Source organism: Nonomuraea sp. NPDC050733 (assembly GCF_040654215.1).
GTDB lineage: Bacteria > Actinomycetota > Actinomycetes > Streptosporangiales > Streptosporangiaceae > Nonomuraea.
This window is the reverse complement of the sequence record NZ_JBFAHO010000033.1, coordinates 49,947-73,043: the sequence shown is the minus strand read 5'-3', so window position 1 is coordinate 73,043 and position 23,097 is coordinate 49,947. Positions and strand designations below refer to the sequence as shown.

Sequence of the window (23,097 nt, the reverse complement as noted above, 5' to 3'; positions counted from 1 at the left end):
TTTCCGTGAGGAAGTGTTCCGCGAATGTGGGGGTGAGGCCGGCGTCAGCCCTTCAGCCCGCCGGCCACGAGGTCGAGGCGCCAGAAGCGCTGGAGGAAGAGGAACAGCGCGATGATCGGCACGATGGACAGCAGCGAGCCGGTGATCACCAGGCTGTACAGGGCCGGCTGCGAGGCGCCGCGGTTGAGCAGCGAGTAGAGCCCCACGGTGAGCGGGAACCGGTTGTCGTCGGCCAGCATGATGTACGGCAGCAGGAAGTTGTTCCAGATGCCGATGAACTGGAGCAGGAAGACGGTGACCAGCCCCGGCGTCATGATCGGCATCGCGACCGACCACAGCAGCCGGAACTCGCTGGACCCGTCGACGCGGCCCGCCTCCAGGATCTCGTCGGGCACCGCGGTGGCCGCGTAGATCCGGCACAGGTAGATGCTGTACGGGCTGATCACGCTGGGCAGGATGACCGACCAGTACGAGCCGACCAGGTTGACCTCCGACAGCAGCAGGTACTGCGGGATGGCCAGGGTGATCTGGGGGACCAGCACGCCCGCCAGCAGGGCGCCGAAGATGAGCCGCTGCCCGGCGAAGCGGTACTTGGCCAGCGCGTAGCCCGCCGCGGCGGACACCACGACCGTCAGGAACGCCCCGCCGCCGGCGTAGATGAGGCTGTTGAGCATCCACAGCCAGAACCGGCCGTCGCCGTAGTCGCTGAGGGCGGACACGTTGCCGGTGAAGCCGCCGTTGAAGCTGGGCCAGCCGGAGAAGGTGGTGAACAGCTCCTCGGGGCCCTTGGTGGCAGCGAACAGCACCCACAGCAGCGGCAGCACGGCGTAGAGCCCGCCGAGCAGCAGCAGGAACGTGGGCAGGATCTTCGCGCGGGTGCCCCGCTCCCCGCGCCCGCTCATCGGCCGCTCCCCGCGCCACGGAGCCGGAAGACGGCGAGCGCGCCCAGCGACAGCAGCACGGTCGCCCCGGCCAGCAGCACCGAGCTGGCGGCTCCCAGGTAGATGTCGTTGTCGACGAACGCCTGCTGGTAGATGCGCATCAGCGGCACCCAGTCCTGTGTGATGGTGTTGGTCATGGGCCGCAGCGTGGCGGGCTCGCTGAAGACCTGGAGCATGCCGATCAGGGTGAACACCGAGGTCATGACGAGCGAGGGGCGCAGCAGCGGCACCTTGATCCGCAGGGCGATCTGCCACTCGGCGGCGCCGTCCAGGCGGGCGGCCTCGTACAGCTCCTTGGGGATGGCCCGCAGGGTGGTGTAGAGGACCACCATGTTGAAGCCGACCGAGCCCCAGACGGCGATGTTGGCGATCGAGAAGAAGATCGACACGTCGCCGAAGAAGTCCGGGGCCGGCAGGCCGGCGGCCTGCAGCGCGGCGTTGATCGGGCTGACCGCCGGGAGGTACATGAACCCCCACAGCAGGCTGGCGATGACGCCCGGCACCGCGTACGGCAGGAAGATCGTGATCCGCGAGGCGCGCTTGCCCCCGACCCTCGGGGCGTCGAGCAGCAGGGCGAACAGCAGGGCCAGGCCCATCGTGGCCGGCACCATGATCAGGCCGTAGCCGAGCATGTGCTGCAGCGCCGTGCCCAGCGCGGAGTCCCGGACCGCGTCCAGGTAGTTCTCCAGGCCGGTGAACACCTCGGTACGGATGCCGAGGCCGGCGCCCCGCACCCGCATGGCGTGCAGGCTCAGCCAGACGGCGTACCCGATCGGCACCAGGATGAAGACGACGAACAGGATGACGGCGGGGGCCGTCATCAGGTAGGGGGCGGCGAGCGCCCCGCGCCGGCGGCCGGCGCGGGGGCGTGGGGCGGTGTCGTTGACTGTGCTCATGGGTCGTCTCAGCCGCCGACGACCTGGTAGCCCTGCTTCTTCAGGTCCGCGACGCTCTGCTGCTGCACCTGCGTGGCCACGGCCGCGAAGTCGGACTTGCCGCGCACCGCCTTGGGCATCAGGTTCTCGAACGCGCCGTAGGTGACGTTGGTGTTCGGGCCCCAGCTGCTGAACCCGCGCGCGGTCTTCGCGATCTCGGCGGCGGACCTGTAGTAGTCCGCCTGCTCGCTCATGAAGTCGGGGGCCACGTCGAGCATGCTCTGCCCGGCGAGGGCCGACGGGTAGAGGCCGATCTCGATGAGCATCTTCAGCGCCTCGGGGTCGCTGCTGATCCACCGGGCGAACTTCGCGGCCTGCGGCTTCTGCTTGGAGGTGGCGCTGATCGCCGTGGAGGAGCCGCCCCAGAACCCGGTGACCTGCTCACCCGCGCTCCACTGCGGCAGCGGCGCCATCCGCCACTTGCCCTTGCTGGAGGGGGCGACGCCGGCGAGGACGCCCGCGCCCCACACCGCGCTCGGCCAGGCGATGATGGTGCCGTCGTTCATCTGGCTGTTCCACTGCGGGGTGTACATCGGGTCGCCGAGGATCGCGCCGGAGTTGACGAGCTGCCCCCAGAAGCCGAGCATCTTCTGGGTCGCGGGGTCGTCCACGGCGACCTTCCAGGCGCCGTTCTCGTTGGTCCACCAGTTGGCGCCGGCCTGCTGGGCGAAGCCGGCCAGCCAGCCGGCGTCGCCGGGCGAGAACGTGGTGAGGTAGCGCTTGGAGTCCTTCGAGCGGACCGTCTCGGCGAGCGCGCCGAACTCCTCCCACGTCGTGGGCACCTTCAGACCCATCTTCTCGAAGATGTCGGCCCGGTAGAACAGCATCATGGGGCCGACGTCCTGCGGCACGGCGTAGGTGGCGCCGCCGAAGGAGGTCAGGTCCCAGGTGCCCTGCGGAAAGGCGGACTTGATGGGCGCGATCGCGCTGGTCAGGTCCTGCAGGGCGTTGTTGGTGATGAGCGTCGGCAGCGACTGGTACTCCGCCTGCAGGACGTCGGGGGCGTTGCCGGCCTTGACCGCGGTGAGGAACTTGGCGATCAGCTCGTCGCTGGCGGCCTGACCGCTGAGTTTGACCTGCTGGGTGGGGTTCTTGCTGTTCCAGAGGTCGACGACCTTCTGGATGTTCTCGGCCCAGCTCCAGAAGACGATCGTGGCGGGGGCGTTCTCGTCGCCGGCGATCGGGGACGGGGCGGCCTGGTCACCTTCCCCGGACGTCGAGTCGTCGGCGCCGCAGGCGGACAGGAGCAGGGCCGCGGCGGAGGCGGCGGACGCTGTGAGGAAGGTTCTTCTGCGCATGGGGTTCTCCTAGGTGGGGATTCGAGGGCCGCGAGGAGGTCGGAGGAGTCAGGCGAGGGTGCGCAGCGCGACGACGGCGCGCGGGGCGAGCCTCACCGTGCCGTCGGCGCGGGACCCGGTCAGCAGGTCCTCGGCGGGCCCGGTGACGGGCACGTGGGCCTCCCGCGTGCCGTGGTTGAGCAGGAACAGGACGGGCCCCCGGCGGACCGCCTCGACGCCGGGGGGCGGCGGCCCGGCCAGCGCGCCGGACACGCCCGCGTCGGCCAGCGCCCGGCCGGTCAGCTCGGCCAGGGCGTCGTGCTCGGGGAGGGTTGCCACGTACCAGGCGGTCCCGGAGCCGGTGCGGTGCCGCAGCACCGCGGGGCGGCCGGCGAGGTCGCCCTCCGTGAAGACGGCGACCGGCTCGGCCCCCTCGGCCCGCAGCAGCTCGGTCCAGGTGCGGGCGTCGAACGGGGTGCCGTCCGCCCACGCGCAGCGCACGGGCCGGTCCTCGGGGGCGGGCAGCCACTCCTCGCCGGAGGCGCCGAGCACGTCCCGCAGCGGCGCGGGGAACCGGCCGGTGCGGATGTGCCCGTTCGGGTCGGCGACTCCGGAGAAGGGGCCGACGACGAGCACGCCGCCGTCGCGGACGTACGCGGTCAGCGCCGCGGCGTCCTCGTCGCTGACCAGGTAGAGGTTGGGCACCACGGTGAGGGCGTAGCCGGACAGGTCGGCCGACGGCGGCACCAGGTCCACCGCCACCCCGCGCTCCCACAGCGGCCGGTAGAAGCTCAGGAGCTGGTCGGGCACGGTGAGCCGGTCGCTGGGCCGGCCGGCCTCCTCCAGCGCCCACCAGCTCGGCCAGTCGTGGACGACGGCGACCCGCGCCGGCACCGGCTGCCCGGCCACCTCGGCGAGCCGGCGCAGCTCCGCGCCGTGCGCCCGCACCTCGGCGTGCAGCCGGGTGTCGGGGCCGGCGTGGGGCAGCATCGCGGCGTGGAAGCGCTCGGCGCCGAAGCGGGAGGCCCGCCACTGGAAGTAGCACGACCCGTCCGAGCCGCGGGCCACGGCCTGCAGCGACTCCAGCCTGAGCTGGCCGGCGGGCTTGGGCAGGTTGTGCGGGCGCCAGTTGACCGCCGTGGTGGCCTGCTCCAGCAGCAGCCAGGGCCGGCCGCCGCCGAGCGAGCGGGTCAGGTCGTGGGTGAGCGCGGAGCGCACCGGGAACAGCGGGTCGGCCGGGTCCGGGTACCAGTCGTTGGAGACGATGTCCTCCTCGGGCGCCCACTGCCAGTAGTCCACCGGCTTGAACAGGCCCATGAAGTTCGTCGTGACCGGCACGCCGGGGGTGCGCTCGCGCAGGACGTCGCGCTCGGCGCGGTAGTGCTCCAGCAGCGCGTCGGAGCAGAACCTCGCCCAGTCGAGCTTCTGCGTGGGGTTGATCAGGTACGGCGCGCGGCGCGGCGGGACGACCTCGGCCCAGTCGCTGTAGCGCTGGCTCCAGAACGTGGTGCCCCACGCCTCGTTGAGGCCGTCGAGGTCGCCGTGGCGCTCGCGCAGCCAGGACCGGAAGGTCGCGGCGGAGTCGTCGCAGTGGCAGATCTGGCCGTACTCGTTGCCGACGTGCCACAGGGCGAGCGCCGGGTGGCCGGCGTAGCGGTCGGCGAGGTCGGTGACGAGGGCCAGGGCCCGCTCGCGGTAGACGGGGGAGGAGGGGCAGAACTGGTTGCGGGCGCCGTACCAGAGCCGGTGCCCCGACTCGTCGACCGGCAGCGTCTCGGGCCAGCGGTGGCCCAGCCACGGCGGCGGAGAGGCGGTGGGGGTGGCCAGGTCCACGGCGATGCCGGCGCCGGCGAGCAGGCCGAGCACCCGGTCCAGCCAGCCGAAGTCCCGCGCGCCGGGCTCGGGCTCGATGCGCGCCCAGCTGAACACGCCGACGGTGACCAGATTGACCCCGGCCGCCCGCATCAGCTCGACGTCCTCCTCCCAGACGTGCTCGGGCCACTGCTCGGGGTTGTAGTCGCCGCCGAACAGCAGGCCGCGCCCGGCGGTGAGGGTGTGCGTGCCCAGCGGTTCCGCCATCCTCATGCTCCCTTCTCACTGGTGGTACGGCTCGCGGACAGGGGCCGGGGCGGCCCCGAGCTGTCGCCGGGCACCAGCCGGCAGGGCACCAGGTGATGCTGGGGGGTGTCGTCGCCGCGCAGGCGGTCGATGAGCATGCGGGCGCCCAGCCGGCCGAGCTCGGAGCTGGGCGGCTCCAGCGTGGTGAGGCGGGGGTGGTACATCTCCGCGACCCGCGCCGAGGAGAGCACCAGCATCAGGGTCAGGTCGCGCGGGATCGTCCAGCCGCGGGCCGCGACGGCGGCGATCACGCCGACCGCCGCGTGGTCGCTCATCACGGCCAGCGCGGTGACCTCGGGGTGCCGGTCGAGCAGCCGCTCGAACGCCTCGCGCCCCTCGTCGGCGGTGCCGGCGCGGAACGCGTCGACGTAGCCGAGACCGGCCCGCCCGGCGGCGGCGGCGAACTCCTCGCCGGTGCGGATGGTGGGGCCGTACTGGGTGGAGTAGGCGCCGGGCGAGTGGTTGAAGAAGGCGAACGAGCGGTGCCCGAGCTCCGCCAGGTGCGCCACGGCCTCCTCGGCGGTGCGGGCGAAGTCGATGTCGGCGTAGCTGATCGCCTCGGGGTCGCGGGTGCGCCCTATCATGCTGAACGGGATTCCGGCCTCCACGAGGAAGTCGGGCCGCTCGTCGTCCAGCCGCACCTCCATGAGCAGCGCGCCGTCGATGAGGCCGAGCCCGGTGAAGTGCCGCAGCTCCTGGACGGGGTCGCTGTTCTCGGGCGAGAGCAGCAGGTGGTAGCCCTGCTCGGCGGCGGCCTCGGCGGCGCCGGTGGCGAACTGCATCTCGGTCAGGCCGAAACCGCTGTGCGGGGCGGGGAACAGCAGCGCCAGGATCTGGGTGCGCTTGCTCACCAGGCCTCGGGCCAGCAGGTTGGGGCGGTAGCCGAGCTCGGCCGCGGCCCGCTCGATCCGGCGCCGGGTCTCGGCCGCGACCGGCCGGGTGCCGTTGAGCGCGGCGGAGACGGTACTGATGGCGACCTGCGCCCGTTCCGCCACGTCACGTAGGGAAGTCATGCTGCTCCAGCCCTTGGCTGAGGGTGTCGAAACGTTTCGCGCGAAACGTTTCGCAAACCTAGGGTCGGTTTTATGGATGTGTCAATAGTGTTGCGTAAGATGTCCGAAACCCGGACGGGCACGCGAGCGAGCGCCCCCCGGTCACCGGGAGGCGCTCGCCGCGGCGGGGACGGTCAGCCTCCGGCGACCTCCAGGCCGGCCGCCAGGATCTTCTCCAGTCGGGCCACGTGCTCGGGCAGCGGGTCCACCAGCGGCGCCCGCACCCCGCCCACGTCCAGCCCGCGCAGCCGCACCCCGGCCTTGACCAGCGACACGGCGTAGCCGGGCACCAGGTCGCGCAGCTCCACCAGCGGCAGGTAGAAGTCGGTCAGCAGCCGCCGTGTCCGCTGCTCGTCCCCGCGCGTCACGGCGTCGTGGAAGGCCAGCGCGATCTCCGGGGCGAAAGCGAACACCGCGCTGGAGTACAGCGTGACCCCGAGCCCCCGGTAGGCCGGCACGGTGAGCTCCGCCGTGGGCAGCCCGTTGAAGAAGGTGAACTCCCGCTCCGTGGAGCGGCGCACGGTCAGGATGATGCGCTGGAGCAGGTCGAAGTCGCCCAGCCCGTCCTTGAAGCCGATCACCTGCGGCAGCTCCGCCAGCTCGGCGACCGCGGACGGGGAGAAGCGCGCGGTGCCCCGCTGGTAGACGACGGCCGGCAGCCCGGCCGCCTCCGTCACCTCGCGCACGTAGCGGACCAGCCCGCCGGGCGGCGCGGTGACGAGGTAGGGCGGCATGACCAGCAGCCCGTCGGCGCCGCTGTCGGCCGCGGCGCGGGCGATGGCCCTGGCGGTGGGCGGCACTCCGCCCGCGCCCGCCAGGACGGGCACCCGCCCGGCGGTGGCGGCGACGGCGGTGGTCACCGCGGCGGTGTACTCGGGCAGGTCCAGCGCGTTGAACTCGCCCGTGCCGCACGCGGCGAACACTCCTCCCGCCCCGGCCGCGACCCCGCCGGCGACGTGCTCGGCCAGGACGTCCTCAGCGACGCCACCGTCGGCGCCGAAGGGGGTCACGGGGAAGAAGAGAACACCATTGAGCCGCATGAACGGTCCTTTCTAGCGGATGCCCTCCCGCCGGAGGGTGGCAGCCAGCTTGCGGGTGTGCGTGATCACCGCTTGGGTGACCTCCTCGACCCCGGCGGGCGGCAGGCCCGCCGGCATCGAGCAGCTGATCGCGTCGGTCGCGGGGATCCGGTAGTCCACCGCCACCGCCACGCAGACCACCCCGGGGGTGCCCTGCTCGCGCTCGTAGGCGTAGCCACGGGTGCGGACCTGGTCCAGCTCGCCGGTCAGCTTGGCCAGGTCGATGATCGTGTGATGCGTCATCGACGGCAGCGGCTGTGGCAGCAGGGCCGCCACCTCGTCGTCGGTGAGCTGCGCCAGCAGCGCCTGTCCGAGCGCCGTGACGTGGGCGGGCAGCCGCCGGCCGACCCGCGGGATCACGTGGTGCGCGTCGCGCGACTCGCGGGTCGCGAGATAGATCACGTGGGACTCGTCGCGGCGCGCGAAGTGGGCCGTCTGGCCGATCTCCGCGCGCAGGTCCTCCAGCGTCTGCTGCGCGAACGGCAGCGCCGGGTCCTTGTCGAGGTAGGCCGTTCCGGTCAGCAGCGCGTGCGGCCCGATGCCGAACGCGCCCCTGCCCGAGTCGTTCTCCACCCATTTGAGCTCCACCAGTGTGCGCATGAGCGCGTGCAGGCTGCTGCGGGGGAAGCCGGTGCGTTGCTGGAGCTCCGACAGGGTCAGGGTCTCCTGGGAGCCGGCCAGGGCCTCCAGGATGCGGACGGTCCGTTCGGCGGACTTGACCAACTGCGGCTCCATGATCATCCCATCCCTGCGACGGCTCCTCGGTGTCAGCATATTGGATGGCGTCCACGTACATGGACGCCTAACCTTTGATGGCGCCGCTTGTCAGGCCGCGCATGAACTGCCGCTGGAAGGCCAGGAAGGCGATGATCGACGGCAGCAGTGCCAGCAGCGAGGCCGCGAGCAGCACGCCGATGCCCACCTCCTCGTCCGAGCGGAGCGAGCGCAGCGCGATCGGCAGCGTCCACATGCCCGGCTCCGGCGCCACGATCAGGGGCAGCAGGTACTGGTCCCAGATCATGGTGAAGCCGAAGACACCTATCACGCCGAGGGCCGGGCGGCACAGCGGCAGGATGATCGTGAAGAACGTGCGCAGCTCGCCCGCCCCGTCGATCCGCGCGGCCTCCTCCAGCTCCACCGGCACCTCCTTCATGAACTCGGTCATGACGAGGATGGAGAAGCCCCAGGCGCCGAGCGGCAGGATCATGCCCGCGTACGTGCCGATGAGGTCGTTGTGGAAGAGCGGCAGGTCGGCGAGCACCAGCGACAGCGGGATCGCGATGATCTCCTCGGGCAGCATCATCGTCGCCAGCATGATCAGCATGACGATCGCCATGCCTCTGAACTTCTTGCGCGACAGGGAGTAGGCGGCGAAGACGCTCACCAGCATCTGCAGCAGCAGGCCGAACCCGACGACCACGAACGAGTTGAGCAGGTAGTCGTAGACGTTCTTGTCGGCCGCCTGGACGAAGTTCTGGAAGGTGAACCCGTCGGGCCACAGCGAGAAGCTGGTCGGGTCGAGCGTCTTGCTGAACGCGCTGACCAGCAGGCCGATGAGCGGCCCGGTGAAGACCAGCACCATGAGGGTGTAGACGACGACCTTCAGCGCGGTCGCGACCGGCCCCCGGCGCGACTCCAGCCCGAGGGCGCTGTCGAATCTCATCATGCCGCCTGCCTCCTGCGCATGACCTGGACCAGGACGGTGAGCAGCAGCGTGGCCAGGAACAGCAGGATGCCGCCCGCCGAGGCCACGCCCAGCTCGCCCTTCTGGAAGCCGAGCTTGTACACGAGTGTCATGAGCACCTCGGAGGAGCCGTTCGGCCCGCCGTTGGTGAGGACGTACACCTCGACGAAGACCCGCAGGCCGCGGATGGCCGCCAGGGTGAACAGGATCCAGAACACCGGTCGCAGCGCCGGCAGCGTGATGTGCCGCAGCCGCTCCCAGGTGGACGCGCCGTCCACGGCGGCGGCCTCGTAGAGCGTGCGGTCCACGCCCACGAGCCCCGCCAGGAAGATCATCATGTCGTACGGTGTGCCGCGCCAGATGCTCATGCCCATGATGGACAGCAGCGAGGAGTTCTCGCTGGCCAGGAACGGCTGCACGCCTGCGCCGAACCAGCCGAGGATGCTGTTGATCATGCCGGTGTCGGCGGGGTGATACATGATCCGCCACACCTCCGCCACGACCGCCATCGTGGTCACGACCGGTAGGAACGCCGCGGTCCTGACGAACCACAGGTAGCGGGAGGGGCCCTCGATGAGCAGGGCCAGGCCCAGGCCGAGCACCAGCGAGCCGGCCGTGGTGCCGAGGGCCAGCACCGTGCTGTGCCAGATCGCCGAGATGAACGCGTCGTCGGTCAGGATCGTCCGGTAGTTGTCGAGACCCACCCACGAGCTGTCGATGTAGCGGATCTCCTGGAAGCTCATCACCAGGCCCTTGGCCATCGGGATGAACTTGAAGTAGAGGAACAGCAGCAGTGCGGGTGACAGGAACGCCCACGCGACGAGCGTCCCCCGCCGCCGCACCCGCTTGGGGCGGCGACGGGGGGCCGCCACGGGCGGCGGCGCCTGCGCGACGACGGGCGGGCTCACGCTCCGGCTCATGGTCAGGAGGCCTTCTGGGACTGCAGTTCCTGGTTGAGCTTGGTGTTCAGGCCCTCCATCGCGCTCTTGACGTCGGCGGAGCAGTCGGCCCACACCGTGTTGATCGCGTCGGCCGAGGTCTGCCGGATGGGCGCCCAGTTCGGCACCGGAGGCGCGTAGACCGCGTTGGCGTAGGACTCCTGGAACACCTTCCAGCGCGGGTCCTGCCGCTCGGCGGCCATGTCGACCTGGGTGTTGACCGGCAGGCGGACGATGACGCCGTCGGCGTCCTTGTTCATGCCGATCCGCTGGCCGTCGGCGGAGGAGGCGTACTCGGCGAACTTCTGCTGCCCCTCCTCGTTGTCCGAGCCGGCCATGAGGTAGACGTTCTCGCCCTCGCCGAGGGTGCCGGGGCCGCCGGACGGGCCCTTGGGCACGGGGACGACCTCGACCTTGTCGGTGCCGATGTTCTTGACGAAGCGGGCGAGCACGTACGGGCCGACCAGGTAGATGCCGGCCTGGCCCTTCTCGAACACCTCGTGCGAGACGGTCGTGTCGTTGCTGACGGCGCCGGGGTTCACGGTCTTGGTCTTGCAGAACTGGTCCTGGAGGTACTGCACCGCCTCGACCGTCTTCGGGTCGTTGACCACGGAGGTGAACTTGCCGGGGCTCGTCGCCTTCACGAAGTCGCCGCCGTTGGCGTAGATGAGGGAGGAGGCGTACCAGGAGGCGTAGCCGCGCTTGGTGCCGCCCGGGATGACGAAGCCGGCCGTGTCCTTCTGGCCGTTGCCGTCGGGGTCCTTGTCGGTGAACGCCTGGGCGAGCTTGGTGAGGTCCTCCCACGTCTTGGGTGAGTCGAGGCCGACCTTCTCCCGCCAGTCCTTGCGGACGATGAGGGCGAACGCCTGGGCCGAGAACGGCACGCCGTAGTACTTGCCGTCGCCGCCCTGGGCCGCCTTCCACGCCAGCTCCGACAGCTTGTCACCGCCGGCGAGCTTGGCCTTGTCCACCTCGCGCACCCAGCCCTGCGTGTGCATGTTGCCGAGCTGCGCGGTGTCGTTGATGACGATGTCGGGCAGCTTGCGCTGCGCCGCCTGCTGCTGCAGTTTCGTCTCGAAGTCGTCGAAGATCGCGACCACCTTGGTCTTGATCCCGCTGGACTTCGTGAAAGCGTCGGCCAGCTTGACGGCCGTCTTCGCGGAGAGGGACTCAGGCGCCTGCCTGATCCAGATCTCCAACGCGTCGTCGCCTGAGCCGGACCCCCCGGAGCCGCAGCCTGTCATCGTTACGGCCAGGGTCGCCGCGAGCGCGACCCCGAGCAGATGGCGTGACATCAGACCGCCTCCTGTTCACATATCTGGACACCTGTCGCCCATGTGGAACTCGTCATGTGAACGTAACGAGTGACCTACATCACGGTCAATATTCAAGAATGTGAATTTAGGTCACCGTTGTGTACAAGGGGACCATGCGCATTCTCATGACCGGCGCGGCCGGGAAGGTCGGCACGCTCCTCCGCCCACGCCTGGCCCGCGAGGGCCGCGTCCTCCGTCTGTCCGACATCCGCCCGGTCGACACCGGCCCCGGACCGGGGGAGGAGGAGATCACGGCCGACCTGACCGACCCCGCCGCTATGGCCGAGGCGATGAAGGGCGTCGACGCCGTGCTCCATCTCGGCGGGCAGAGCCGCGAGCACCCGTGGGCCGACGTCGTGCGGGCCAACATGGACGGCACCCATGCGCTCCTGGAGGCCGCCCGCGAGGAGGGGGTGCGGCAGGTGGTGATGATGGGCAGCCACCACGCCGCCGGCTTCCACACCCGCCCGCCCTCCGGCGAGGACCTGCCCGACTACGCCTTCCCGCGCCCCGACACCTTCTACGGCGTCAGCAAGGTGGTCATGGAGGCCCTGGGCAGCCTGTACCACGACCGCTTCGGCATGAACGTGACCGTGATCCGGCTCGGTACCTGCAACGAGGCGTCCGGCGACACGCGCGGCCTGGCCACCTGGATCTCGCCCGACGATCTGACCCGCCTGGTGGAGGCCGCGTTCACCGCCCCCGGCTACCACGTCGTCTGGGGCGTCTCCGACAACACCCGGCGCTGGTGGTCGCTGGAGGAGGCCCGCGCCATCGGCTACGTCTCCCAGGACGACTCCGAGGCCCACGCCGCGCCCGTCCTGGCCGAGCAGGGCGAGCCGGACCTCTCCGAGCCGCTCCACGACCGGGCCGGCGGCGTGTTCACGCTCAGGGAGCTGGGCGGCAAGTGGTGACCCGGGCGACCTGACCGGCGGGGAGCACGCCTCCCCGCCGGACACGTTCCGTAACCGCCTCCGGCGGTCCTTCGGCGCTCCTAAACATGCAACCGGTTGTAGTCCCACGACATCAAGGCCAAAACGTTAACTGACCTCATCGTCCCTGTTCACCCGTGTGAGCTGGGGTTTCCGGGTTCGCGATATATCGGTAACGGGTTTGTAACGCCTGCAAAGGGTTGACGAAACTTTTCGCATCCCTATAGGAAGGCGCTATCCGATCCCGCCGTGCCGGGGAGGCCCTGGAATGAGGGATGCATGAATCCATGTCTGATTCGCTGTCCGTAACCCCGGAACGTGTGCTCACGCCCGTGCCGCCACGGCCGGGCCGCCGTCAGAAACCGGCTGTGAACGCTCGCCGGAAGCGTGAGGCCCTGACGGCCTACGTCTTCCTCGCCCCCTGGTTCGTGGGGCTGTTCGTCATCACCGTGGGGCCCATCCTCGCCTCGCTGTACCTGTCGTTCACCGACTACAGCCTCCTGGAGGAGGGCTCGTGGGTCGGGGCCGACAACTACGTCAAGATGTTCACGCAGGACGACCGGTTCCTCACCTCGCTGAAGGTGACCACGATCTACGTCGTCGTGTCGGTGCCCCTGCAGCTCGCCTTCGCGCTCCTCCTGGCCCTCGCCCTGGACCGGGGCCTGCGCGGGCTGCCGTTCTACCGATCGGTCTACTACCTGCCCTCGCTGCTGGGCGGCAGCGTCGCCATCGCCATCCTGTGGCGCAAGCTGTTCGGCGTCGACGGCCTGTTCAACGCGGTGCTCGCGATCTTCGGGATCGAGGGGCCGGGCTGGGTCTCCAGCCCTGACACGGCGCTCGGCACGCTGATCCTCCTGCACGTGTGGACGTTCGGCGCCCCGATGGTCATCTTCCTGGCCGGTCTGCGGCAGATCCCCCAGAGCTACTACGAGGCCGCCTCGGTGGACGGCGCGAGCCGGCTGCGCCAGTTCCGGTCGATCACGCTGCCGCTGCTCACGCCGATCATCTTCTTCAACCTCGTGCTGGAGGTCATCAAGTCGTTCCAGTCGTTCACCCAGTCGTTCATCGTGAGCGGCGGAAACGGCGGGCCGGTCGACTCCACGCTCTTCTACACCCTCTATCTCTACCTCAAGGGCTTCAAGAGCTACGAGATGGGCTACGCGGCCGCCATGGCCTGGGTGCTCCTGCTCATCATCGCCGGCCTGACCGGCGTGAATTTCCTCGCGTCGAAGTATTGGGTCTTCTATGGCGACACGAAGTAACGCGGTCCCGTTCCTCTTCCGCCCGATGAGGGGCGGCCGCCTGCTCAAGCACCTCATGCTCGCGGGCTTCGGCCTGGTGATGCTGTACCCGCTGCTGTGGATGATCTCCAGCTCGCTCAAGCCCGAGGAGCTGATCTTCCGGGAGCCGGGGCTGCTGCCGAGCACCGTCACGCTGGACAACTACAGCGAGGGCTGGAACGCGCTCAAGCACTCGTTCGGCTACTACCTGTGGAACTCCGCCGTCATCACCGGCCTCAGCGTCCTGGCGAACCTGGTCGCCTGCTCGCTGGCCGCCTACGCGTTCGCCCGGCTGAACTTCCCTCTGAAGAAGCTGTGGTTCGCGGTCATGCTGGGCTCGATCATGCTGCCGCACCACGTCACGGTCGTGCCGCAGTACATCGTGTTCTCGAAGCTGGACTGGATCAACACGATCTGGCCGCTGATCGTGCCGAAGTTCCTGGCGACGGACGCGTTCTTCATCTTTTTGATGGTGCAGTTCATCCGGACCCTGCCACGAGAGCTCGACGAGGCCGCCGCGATCGACGGCGCGGGCTACTGGCGCGTGTTCCTGCAGGTGATCCTTCCGCTGTGTGTGCCCGCGCTGGCCACGACCGGCATCTTCACCTTTATCTGGACGTGGAATGACTTCTTCAGCCAGAACCTGTATCTGACGAACAGCGATAACCTCACGGTGGCCGTCGCCCTCCGCCAGTTCCTGGACTCGAGCGGGGAGTCGTCGTGGGGACCGATGTTCGCGATGTCGATCGTGTCACTCGGGCCCATTTTCGGGTTCTTCCTGGCTGGACAGAAGTACCTGATCCGCGGTGTGGCTACCACCGGCCTCAAGTAGTCGATTCACCCCCCGCATTCTCCTAGAGGAGGTAGAGCTGTGAGTCTCGGCTCTCGTAAGAAGATGTGGACGGTTGCCGTGATGACGGCGGCCGTGATGACGGCGGCGAGCGCGTGCGGCGGTGGCAGCGGCGGCGACAGCGGCGGTTCCGGTGACAAGACGAAGATCGTCTTCTCCTACTGGGGCAGCGACGCCCGTCAGAAGCTCACCGAGCAGGCCCTGAAGAAGTTCGAGGAGAAGAACCCGACGATCGACGTCGAGGGCGACTTCTCCAACTGGGACAGCTACTACGAGAAGCTCGCGACCAAGGTGGCGGCCAACGACGCCCCCGACGTCATGAGCATCGAGATCCGCGGGCTCAGCGAGTACGCCGGTCGCGGCGCGCTGGCGGACCTGGCCGGCAAGGTGCCCACCGCCGACCTCGACCAGCAGGTGCTCAGCAGCGGCCAGGTGGACGGCAAGCAGTACGCCATCCCCACCGGCGTCAACGCCTTCTCCATGCTGGCCAACCCCTCCGTGCTGGAGAAGGCCAAGCAGAAGCTGCCCGACGACAAGACCTGGACCTGGGACGAGTGGATCAACCTGGCCAAGCAGGTGTCGGGCTCGGGCGGCGACGTGATGGGCGCCGAGTACAACCCCAACCCGGCGTGGCTGCAGATCTTCGCCGCCCAGCGCGGTGAGAAGTTCTACGACGGCAACAAGATCGGCCTCTCGGTCGACACGATCAAGGCGTGGTGGAACATCAGCCAGCAGCTCATCGCGGCCAAGGCGGCCCCTGAGCCGGCCAAGAGCGCCGAGCTGCTGACCGCCGGCCCCGAGCAGACGCTGCTCGCCACCAACGCCGGCGCGATGGCCATGTGGTGGAGCAACCAGCTCAACGCCCTGTCCAAGGCGTCCGGCCAGGAGCTCTCGCTGCTGCGCATGCCCAGGGAGAAGGGCGCGCCCACCGCCGGCATGTTCCTCCAGCCGGCCATGTACTACACCGGCTCCGCCAAGTCCGAGCACCCGGCCGAGGCCGCCAAGCTGATCGACTTCCTGGTCAACGACCCGGACGCCGCCGCCATCCTGCTGAGCGACCGCGGCCTGCCCACCAACTCCAAGGTGCTGGCCGCCGTCAAGGACAAGCTGCCCCCGGTCGACCAGCGGACCCTCGCCTTCATCGACGAGATCAAGGGCGAGCTGAGCCCGATCAGCGCCCCGCCGAAGGGCGCCCTCCAGATGGAGGACATCCTCAAGCGCAACACCGAGGAGGTCCTCTTCGGCAAGACCACGCCGGACGCGGGCGCCCAGAAGTTCCTGTCCGAGGCGAACGCCGCCATCGCCGGCTGACGCCGGACCCCTGACCGTCCCACGAGGGGGCGGTCACAGCACCACGGGCTGGGGGCCGAGCGCCCCCAGCCCCTCATCTCGAATCTCGGGGAGAGCACGTTGAGCACCAGGTACGCTTTCGTCGGCCTCGGCCACCGCGCCCAGATGTACGTGGACGCGCTGCTGGGCGACTGGAGCGACGCGGGGACCATCGCCGGTCTCTGCGACACCAACCGGACCCGCATGGCCTACTACGTCGAGCGCATCGGCCGCGAGGTGCCCTGCTTCGCCCCCGACGAGTTCGGCAAGCTGCTCGACCTGGCCGACACGGTCATCGTCGCCACGGTCGACGCCACCCACGCCCGTTACGTCTGCGCCGCCCTGGACGCCGGCAAGGACGTCGTCGTGGAGAAGCCGCTCACCATCGACGCCGAGAGCGCCGCCGCCATCGCGGAGGCGGCCGAGCGGGCCACGGGCCGGCTGGTGGTCACCTTCAACTACCGCTACTCCCCGCGCAACTCCGCGGTGAAGCGCCTCATCAGCGAGGGCGCCATCGGCGAGGTCACCTCGGTCCACTTCGACTGGGCCCTCGACACCATCCACGGCGCCGACTACTTCCGCCGCTGGCACCGCGACCGCGCCAACTCCGGCGGCCTGCTCGTCCACAAGTCCACCCACCACTTCGACCTGGTCAACTGGTGGCTCGCCGCGGCGCCCCGCCTCGTGTTCGCCCAGGCCGACCTGCGCTTCTACGGCACGGCCCTGCCCCGGGGCGAGCGCCCCGAGCGCTCGCACGGCGCGCCGGGCCTCGGCACCGACCCGTTCCTGCTCGACATCTCGGCCGACCCGCGGCTCAAGCGCCTCTACCTCGACGCCGAGCACGAGGACGGCTACATCCGCGACCAGGACGTCTTCGCCGACGGCGTGACCATCGACGACAACATGTCGGTGCTCGTCCGCTACGCCAACCGCGCGATGCTCACCTACTCGCTCACCGCGCACGCCCCCTACGAGGGCTACCGTGTGGTCTTCAACGGCACCGAGGGCCGCATCGAGCTGGAGGTGTGCGAGCGGTCGTGGACCCCGCCGCAGGCCGCCATCGACCCGAGCGCCGCGAGCAAGGAGCACGCCGCGGGCGCCTGGGAGCGGCTCGTCCTGCACCGCCACTGGCAGCAGCCGGAGGAGATCCCGATCGAGCAGGGCGCGGGCGGCCACGGCGGCGGCGACCGGCTGCTGCTGAACGACGTCTTCCGCGGCCCCGGGGACGACCCGCTCGGCCGCCCGGCCGGCTACCGCGACGGCATCCGCAGCGTGCTGGTCGGCGTCGCCGCCAACCGCTCGGCCGCGACCGGCCTGCCCGTCGCCCTCAGCGAGGACGGCACCAGCCTGGCCGATGCCTGAGCGGGAGCCCGGGCAGGCGCCCGCGCTGCGCCACCTCGGGGAGTTCTCCGGGCTGGCCGAGGTGGCCGCGCGCGGGCGCGGCCTGTTCCCCGAGGCCGCCCCGGGTCCCGCCCTGCGCCGCGCCGCCCGCGACGCGGTCGGCGTGCTCGACCTCGCCGCGGACGACGTGCGCGTGGAACGGTCCTGGACCTCGGGCGACCTCGACGGCGAGGAGCTGTCCTGGTCGCTCGGCTACGGCCCGCGCACCCGGGCGTACCTGCTCAGGCCGCGCGGCGCGACCGGCCCGCTGCCGGGCGTCGTCGCGCTGCACTGCCACGCCGGCATGAAGTTCGCCGGCAAGGAGAAGGTCGCCGACGGCCCCGAGCCGCCGTCGCCCGAGGTCGCGCGGCTGCGCGGCCAGATCTACGACGGCCGGGCCTACGCCGGTGACCTGGCCCGGCGCGGGTTCGCCGTGCTGGTCCACGACGTCCTCGGCTGGGGCAGCCGCCGCTTCCCGCTGGAGGCCATGCCCGAGCCCGTGGCGGCGCTGGCCGCCGGGGATGGGCCCGAGGGGCTGTCCGAGGCCGACCGCTACGACCGGGCGGCGGCGCAGCACGAGCACCTGCTGGAGAAGTACTGCACGCTGCTCGGCACGTCGCTGGCGGGCGCGGTGGCGGGGGAGGACCTGGCCGCCGCGGCCTACCTGCGCTCACGCCCGGACGTCGGCCCGGTGGGGTGCGTGGGGCTGTCGGGCGGCGGCCTGCGCGCCGCGCTGCTCGGCGCGTTCGACCCCGGCGTCCGGGCGGTCGTCGTCGCGGCCATGATGGCGTCCTACCGCGACCTGCTCGACCGCCACGTCGCCTCGCACACCTGGATGCTCTACCCGCCCGGCCTGTCGCGGGTGTGCGACTGGCCGTCGCTGGCGGCCGCACGCGCCCCGGAGCCGCTCCTGGTCCTGTACGGCGAGCGGGACGAGCTGTTCCCGCCCGCCGGGATGCGCCGGGCCCACGAGATCATCTCCCGCGCGTACCCGGAGGGCGGCTACGAGGGCGTCTTCTTCGACGCCCCGCACGCCTTCACCCTGCCCATGCAGGAGCACGCCTTCGGCTGGCTGTCGCGGCACCTGGCGGCCTGAGCACGACGCTCAGGCCGTCGCCTCCGCCACCAGGGCGGGGACCTCGCCGGGCGCCAGGCGGCCGTCGGCGACGACCACGGTGACCCGGCGGGTCAGCACGTCGTCGAAGACCAGCGGCGTGTCCCAGGCAAGCGCCGTGCCCACCCCGGGATACTCGGCGACCCGCACGAACCACGGGTCGTCCTCCTGGGCGAACACCAGCGTCCAGTCCTCCGACGACAGCGCCAGCCACGGCGCCCGCGACCCGTGCACGGCCTGCTCGCCCTCGGCCTCCCCGGTGAAGACCCGCAGCCCCGGCGAACCGGCGGGAGCCCGCCAGAAGAACCCGCCGTACCCGGCTCCGGCCCGGCCCTTGGTGGCCGAGCTCCGGATCGTCAGCGGCGAGCCGGTGAGGTTGCGCAGCGTGAAGGAGAAGCGCAGCGCCCAGCCCCGCGACAGCGGGACCGCCCGCGCCGTCCGCTCCTCGCGCGCGACCGGGGCCTCGCCCGGCCGCTCCCACAGCAGCGTCTCGGCGAACCCCGCCCGGTCGCGGCCGGTGAACTCCACGTGCCGCTGGACGCCGTGGTTGTCGAGCCAGGTAGGCCCCTGGTCGCGGACGAACGTGCGCCCGCCCCAGAAGTTGCGCCCGCCCACGTCCGTCACGGCCACGCCGGCGCCCAGGTGGTGCGGGTGGTCCTGCGGCCGCACCTCGGTCACCACGACGCCCCCGAGCGTGCGCACCGGATGCAGGTACGGCCGGGGCGACTCGGTGAGCGGCAGGTCGGGACGCGTCACGTACTCGGCGACGACGCCGCCACCGGCGACGAGCGGCACGGCCCAGGGCGCTCCTGCCTCGGAGAACAGCGTGAGCCGGTCCGCGCACGCGTCCACCAGCCCGGCGACGCCCGGCAGCACCCGGCCCTCGCCGGAGCGGTCCTGGTGCTCGTCGGCGATGGGCAGCGGGTCGGGCGCGAGCCGGATGGCCTCCAGCACCTCCATGAACGCCCCGGTCCTGGCGATGGGCACCAGCAGCGGCTCCCCGGAGCCGACGTGGTCCACCAGGTTGCGCAGCAGATCCGTCCGGCCGAACCGCCGCACGGGCCCGTCGTCCACCTGGACCTCGTCCAGCGTGTACCGGAGCTTGATCCGTCCCCGCTCGCCGTGGACGACCACGTACGGCTCGTCCCGCTCGGCGGCGCACAGCGTCACGGCGGCCACGATCGGCGGCCCGCCGGCCGTGGTGACCCGGACGGCGGAGGTGTCGTCCGACTCGATGGCGTTGGCGTGGAACAGCTCCGTCTCGACCGAGGAGACGGCGCCGCGCCCCTCGGTCCCGGCCAGCGCCAGGGCGGTCGCCAGCGCGTGGGCGAACGGGTTGGTCAGCGCGCCGTCCACGACGTCCACGCCGTCGAGCCGCCGCCGGCCCGCCCACGCGCTGCGCGTGAAGTAGGAGGCGGGCCGCGGCCACGAGCCGGCCACGCCGATCCCGGTGACACGGCCGACGACGCCCTCGGCGATCATGTCACGCACCGCCGGGATCGCCGCGGACCCGAGGCTCTGGAACCCCACCTGGCAGGCCAGCCCGGCCTCGGCGGCGGCGCGCTCCATCCGGTCGAAGTCGGCCAGCGTGGCCGCCGTCGGCTTCTCCACCAGCACGTGCGCCCCCGCCGCCAGCGCGGCCAGGGTCAGCTCGGCGTGCGTCGGGATGGGCGTCGCCAGGATCGCGATCTCCGCGCCGGTCCGCTTGATCAGCTCCGGCAGGTCGGTGGAGAACTCGGGCGCGGCGTCGCCCGGGCCGAGCCCGTCGAGCGCTCCCGGCTCCGGCGGCACGGTGTCGCAGACGCCGGCCAGCTCGACCACGTCCCTCATGTGCCGCAGCCGCTCCAGGTAGTGGGCCCCGAATCCCCGGGTGCCCGCCAGGACGACGCGCATGCTCACCTCCAGCGGAGCCCGAGGCCCCGGTGCTCTCCGACGCTCAGCTTCCCACCCGCGACCCGGACAGGGTACGGCTCCTCCAGCAGCCCGAGGGCGGCGAACGAGGCGTCCTCGACCTCCTCGGCCATGCACGGCAGCGGCAGCGTGAGCGCGAGCTGCGCCGACAGGTCGGGCAGCAGGTGCGGATAGACCGGCACGTCGAACGTCCGGGCCAGCTCGGTGATCCGCAGGAACGGCGTGATGCCGCCCACCCGCACCACGTTGGGCTGGACCACGTCGCAGGCGCCCGCGGTCAGCAGGTCACGGAAGCCGTAGACGGTGTAGACGTTCTCGCCGACCGCGATCGGCACGTCCACCGACCGGCGCAGCTCCACGTGCGCGGCCACGTCGTCGGCCGGCAGCGGCTCCTCCAGCCAGTGCAGTCCGTACGGGGCCAGCTCGTCCACCGCGCGGCGGGCCCGGTGCAGGTCCCAGCGCTGGTTGGCGTCGATCATCAACAGCCTGTCCGGCCCGATCACCTCGCGGACCGCCGCCACCCGCTCGACGTCCTCGCGCAGGTCGGGCCGGCCGACCTTCATCTTGACGGCCGGGTAGCCGGCCGCCTTCCACCGCTCGGCCTGCGCGACCAGCTCCTCCAGCGTGTAGTGCAGGTTGACGCCGCTGCCGTAGACCGGCACGGTGTCCCTGCGCCGGCCCAGCACGTCCACGATCCCGCGCCCGCCGCAGCGCAGGTCCCACAGCGCCAGGTCCACGCCCGCGAGGGCGACCGTGGTGACGCCCCCCGGTCCCGCCTCGCGCAGGTGCCGCCAGAGGCGGTCCCACACCACCTCCGGGTGCGGGTCGAGGCCGATCACCGCCTCCCGGATGTCGTGCTCCAGCAACGCCTGGACGGCCCGCGCCCCGATCTGCGGCGTCCAGGAGAAGCCCGTGCCGGTCCGCCCGTCGTCCAGGACCACCTCGACCACCAGCACGTGGTTGGCGGGCACGTCCGGCCCCCACGGCCGCGGCAGGGCGGCCGTGCGGGCGCTCACACGCAGGTCACGAATCATGGGCCGCCGCCACCTCCCTGCCCCGCCGGATGAGCTCCTCCAGCTCGGCCACGTGCTCGGGTGCGGCGTCCACCAGCGGGGGCCGCACCGGGCCGGCGTCCAGGCCGGTCAGCCGCACCCCGGCCTTGACCAGCGACACGGCGTACCCCGGCACCTTGGAGCGCAGCCGGACGAGCGGCTCGTAGAACTCGGTGAGCAGGTCGCCGGCGCCGGCGAGGAAGGCGGTGGCGATCTCCGGCGCGAACGCGAAGACCGCCGAGGAGTAGAGCTCCACGCCGATGCCCCGGTAGGCGCCCATGGTCAGCTCGGCCGTCGGCAGCCCGTTGAAGAACGCGAAGTCGGGGCCGATCTCGCGGCGCACGGCCAGCACGATCCGCTGGATGAGGTCGATGTCGCCCAGGCCGTCCTTCAGGCCCACCACGCCGGGGATCCGGGCCAGCTCCACCACCTGCTCGGGGGAGAGCACCACCGATCCGCGCATGTAGATGATCACCGGCAGCACCTCGGCGATCGCGCGGACGTACGCGGTGAAGCCCTCGCGCGGCCCCACGGCCAGGTACGGCGGCATGAGCAGCAGGCCGTCGGCGCCCGCGTCGCGAGCCGCGCGCGCCTGGCGCAGCGCCGAGCCGAGCGGCCCGCCCGCGCCGGCGACCACCGGCGCCTCGCCCCGCGCCGTCTTGACGGCCACCTGCACGGCAGCCTCGTGCTCGGCCTCCGACAGGGCGGGGAACTCGCCGGTGCCGCACGCCACGAACACCCCTCCCGGCCGGTGCGCGAGCCCGCGCCTGATGTGCTCGGCCAGCACCTCCTCGGCCAGGCGCCCGGCCGCGTCGAACGGCGTTACCGGGAAGAAGAGGATCCCGCTGAGGTTCATCCGATCTCCAGTTCGGTTCGCCAGTCGCGCTTGGGGGTCCAGCCCAGCAGCCGCTCGGCCTTGGCCGAGGTGAAGGCGGGGGCGGTGCCGGTCAGCGCGGCGGCGGTGGCCGCGGTGGCGGGGTTGACGGCGGGCAGCAGCTCCGCCAGGGGCTCACGGGCGAGGGCGTCGGCGGCTCCGGCGAAGAACACCTCGCCGCTCGGGATGTCCCACATCCGGTCGATCAGTACGGAGAGCATCTCCGAGGCGTCGCGCGCGTCGATGTAGTTGAACAGCGACACCCCGGCGATCTCCGGCCGGTCCAGCCGCTCCGCGATGGTGTGGCCGGACTGGGTCGGCGCGCCGGCCCACTCCTCCGGCGCCACCACGAAGCACGGCCGCACGGCCGCGAACCTCGTCTCGGAGTCGCGCGCGAAGGCGGCCATCGTCTGCTCGGCCACCAGCTTCGACAGGCTGTAGGCGTTCCACGGCTCGGCCGGGTGCTCCTCGTCGATCGGCAGGTAGCGCGGCGCCCAGCCGCGGGGCGCGCCGTAGCCGATCACGGTCGGGCTGCTGGCGATGACCACGCGGCCGACCCCGGTGTTGCTCGCCGCCTCGCAGACGTTGAAGGCGAGCTGGGTGTTGGTCCGGTAGATGACGCCCTCGGGCCGGCTGAACGGGGTCGCGATGGCGGCCAGGTGGACCACCACGTCCGGGCGGAAGCGGGCCAGCACGTCGTAGGCCTGGCCGAGGTCGGTCAGGTCGGCGGGCAGGGTGGACGCCGCCTCCCGCGGGGTGCCCGGCACGACGTCGACGCCGATCACCTCGTGACCGGCCTGCGCCAATGTGGCGACCACGCTGCGCCCTAGCCGGCCGGCGCTCCCGGTCACCAGTGTTCGTGTCATCGGATCTTTCACCACTCCTGGGGTTCGCGTTCGGCAACCGGTTGCAAAAAGTATTGAGGTTTCGTTCCGGCAACGTCAAGCGGCGGAGGTGTGCCCTCCCCTCCCACTTGGGGGAACATAGGGGATAAGGTGGTGCGCCGGCGGTCCCTCCCGGGCGGCGATGACGCAT

20 protein-coding genes are annotated in these 23,097 nt (G+C 71.3%); 6 read left to right on the top strand and 14 right to left on the bottom strand.

Annotation, left to right across the window (positions count from 1 at the left end; genetic code table 11):
• Window positions 1-44: 44 nt before the first annotated feature.
• From AB0H64_RS34610 to AB0H64_RS34565, 10 genes are all read right to left on the bottom strand, one after another.
• Complete coding sequence (locus AB0H64_RS34610; protein ID WP_357633063.1) at window positions 45-902, bottom strand: carbohydrate ABC transporter permease; 858 nt, start codon at window positions 900-902, stop codon at window positions 45-47.
• Entirely contained in the window at window positions 899-1,837 is a 939-nt protein-coding gene (locus AB0H64_RS34605) for a sugar ABC transporter permease (protein ID WP_357633059.1), read from the bottom strand. Before AB0H64_RS34605 ends, AB0H64_RS34610 begins: the two co-directional genes overlap by 4 nt.
• 8 nt (window positions 1,838-1,845) lie before the next feature.
• The gene (locus AB0H64_RS34600) at window positions 1,846-3,174 is read right to left on the bottom strand and encodes a sugar ABC transporter substrate-binding protein (RefSeq protein WP_357633056.1); all 1,329 of its coding nucleotides are present in this window, start codon (window positions 3,172-3,174) and stop codon (window positions 1,846-1,848) included.
• A gap of 48 nt (window positions 3,175-3,222) precedes the next feature.
• Window positions 3,223-5,232, bottom strand: a complete 2,010-nt coding sequence (locus AB0H64_RS34595; protein WP_357633053.1) for a beta-galactosidase — start codon at window positions 5,230-5,232, stop codon at window positions 3,223-3,225.
• Between the two features lie 2 nt (window positions 5,233-5,234).
• A complete protein-coding gene (locus AB0H64_RS34590) occupies window positions 5,235-6,284 on the bottom strand; it encodes a LacI family DNA-binding transcriptional regulator (RefSeq protein ID WP_357633050.1) in 1,050 nt (349 codons plus the stop codon).
• Between the two features lie 173 nt (window positions 6,285-6,457).
• The gene (locus AB0H64_RS34585) at window positions 6,458-7,363 is read right to left on the bottom strand and encodes a 5-dehydro-4-deoxyglucarate dehydratase (protein WP_357633047.1); all 906 of its coding nucleotides are present in this window, start codon (window positions 7,361-7,363) and stop codon (window positions 6,458-6,460) included.
• Between the two features lie 12 nt (window positions 7,364-7,375).
• Entirely contained in the window at window positions 7,376-8,137 is a 762-nt protein-coding gene (locus AB0H64_RS34580) for an IclR family transcriptional regulator (RefSeq protein ID WP_357633044.1), read from the bottom strand.
• A 67-nt stretch (window positions 8,138-8,204) separates the two neighbouring features.
• Window positions 8,205-9,068 (bottom strand): carbohydrate ABC transporter permease, encoded by an 864-nt coding sequence (locus AB0H64_RS34575; protein ID WP_357633042.1) that lies wholly within the window; start codon window positions 9,066-9,068, stop codon window positions 8,205-8,207.
• On the bottom strand, window positions 9,065-10,006 hold the full coding sequence (locus AB0H64_RS34570) for a sugar ABC transporter permease (RefSeq protein ID WP_357633039.1): 942 nt from the start codon (window positions 10,004-10,006) through the stop codon (window positions 9,065-9,067). Before AB0H64_RS34570 ends, AB0H64_RS34575 begins: the two co-directional genes overlap by 4 nt.
• A gap of 2 nt (window positions 10,007-10,008) precedes the next feature.
• Entirely contained in the window at window positions 10,009-11,319 is a 1,311-nt protein-coding gene (locus AB0H64_RS34565) for a sugar ABC transporter substrate-binding protein (protein WP_357633036.1), read from the bottom strand.
• A gap of 134 nt (window positions 11,320-11,453) precedes the next feature.
• Between AB0H64_RS34565 and AB0H64_RS34560 the strand changes: the two genes are divergently transcribed.
• From AB0H64_RS34560 to AB0H64_RS34535, 6 genes are all read left to right on the top strand, one after another.
• On the top strand, window positions 11,454-12,254 hold the full coding sequence (locus AB0H64_RS34560; RefSeq protein WP_357633034.1) for an NAD(P)-dependent oxidoreductase: 801 nt from the start codon (window positions 11,454-11,456) through the stop codon (window positions 12,252-12,254).
• A gap of 305 nt (window positions 12,255-12,559) precedes the next feature.
• Entirely contained in the window at window positions 12,560-13,534 is a 975-nt protein-coding gene (locus tag AB0H64_RS34555; protein ID WP_357633032.1) for a sugar ABC transporter permease, read from the top strand.
• On the top strand, window positions 13,518-14,384 hold the full coding sequence (locus AB0H64_RS34550) for a carbohydrate ABC transporter permease (RefSeq protein ID WP_310710492.1): 867 nt from the start codon (window positions 13,518-13,520) through the stop codon (window positions 14,382-14,384). Before AB0H64_RS34555 ends, AB0H64_RS34550 begins: the two co-directional genes overlap by 17 nt.
• A gap of 39 nt (window positions 14,385-14,423) precedes the next feature.
• Complete coding sequence (locus tag AB0H64_RS34545) at window positions 14,424-15,713, top strand: extracellular solute-binding protein (RefSeq protein ID WP_357633030.1); 1,290 nt, start codon at window positions 14,424-14,426, stop codon at window positions 15,711-15,713.
• 99 nt (window positions 15,714-15,812) lie between these two features.
• Window positions 15,813-17,093: a Gfo/Idh/MocA family oxidoreductase gene (locus AB0H64_RS34540; protein ID WP_357633028.1), complete on the top strand. Its 1,281-nt coding sequence runs from the start codon at window positions 15,813-15,815 to the stop codon at window positions 17,091-17,093.
• Window positions 17,086-18,207 carry a hypothetical protein gene (locus AB0H64_RS34535; protein WP_357633025.1) on the top strand — a complete coding sequence of 374 codons (1,122 nt, stop codon included), beginning with the start codon at window positions 17,086-17,088 and terminating at the stop codon, window positions 18,205-18,207. Before AB0H64_RS34540 ends, AB0H64_RS34535 begins: the two co-directional genes overlap by 8 nt.
• 9 nt (window positions 18,208-18,216) lie before the next feature.
• Here AB0H64_RS34535 and AB0H64_RS34530 read toward each other — a convergent pair whose 3' ends face one another.
• From AB0H64_RS34530 to AB0H64_RS34515, 4 genes are read right to left on the bottom strand one after another with little or no spacing between them, the layout of a single operon-like run.
• On the bottom strand, window positions 18,217-20,118 hold the full coding sequence (locus AB0H64_RS34530; RefSeq protein WP_357633022.1) for a DUF6807 family protein: 1,902 nt from the start codon (window positions 20,116-20,118) through the stop codon (window positions 18,217-18,219).
• Window positions 20,119-20,120: 2 nt separating this feature from the next.
• Complete coding sequence (locus AB0H64_RS34525; RefSeq protein WP_357633019.1) at window positions 20,121-21,170, bottom strand: mandelate racemase/muconate lactonizing enzyme family protein; 1,050 nt, start codon at window positions 21,168-21,170, stop codon at window positions 20,121-20,123.
• On the bottom strand, window positions 21,160-22,044 hold the full coding sequence (locus AB0H64_RS34520; protein ID WP_357633016.1) for a 5-dehydro-4-deoxyglucarate dehydratase: 885 nt from the start codon (window positions 22,042-22,044) through the stop codon (window positions 21,160-21,162). The genes AB0H64_RS34525 and AB0H64_RS34520 overlap by 11 nt, the downstream gene beginning before the upstream one ends.
• The gene (locus AB0H64_RS34515; protein ID WP_357633014.1) at window positions 22,041-22,928 is read right to left on the bottom strand and encodes an NAD(P)-dependent oxidoreductase; all 888 of its coding nucleotides are present in this window, start codon (window positions 22,926-22,928) and stop codon (window positions 22,041-22,043) included. The genes AB0H64_RS34520 and AB0H64_RS34515 overlap by 4 nt, the downstream gene beginning before the upstream one ends.
• Between the last annotated feature and the right edge of the window lie 169 nt (window positions 22,929-23,097).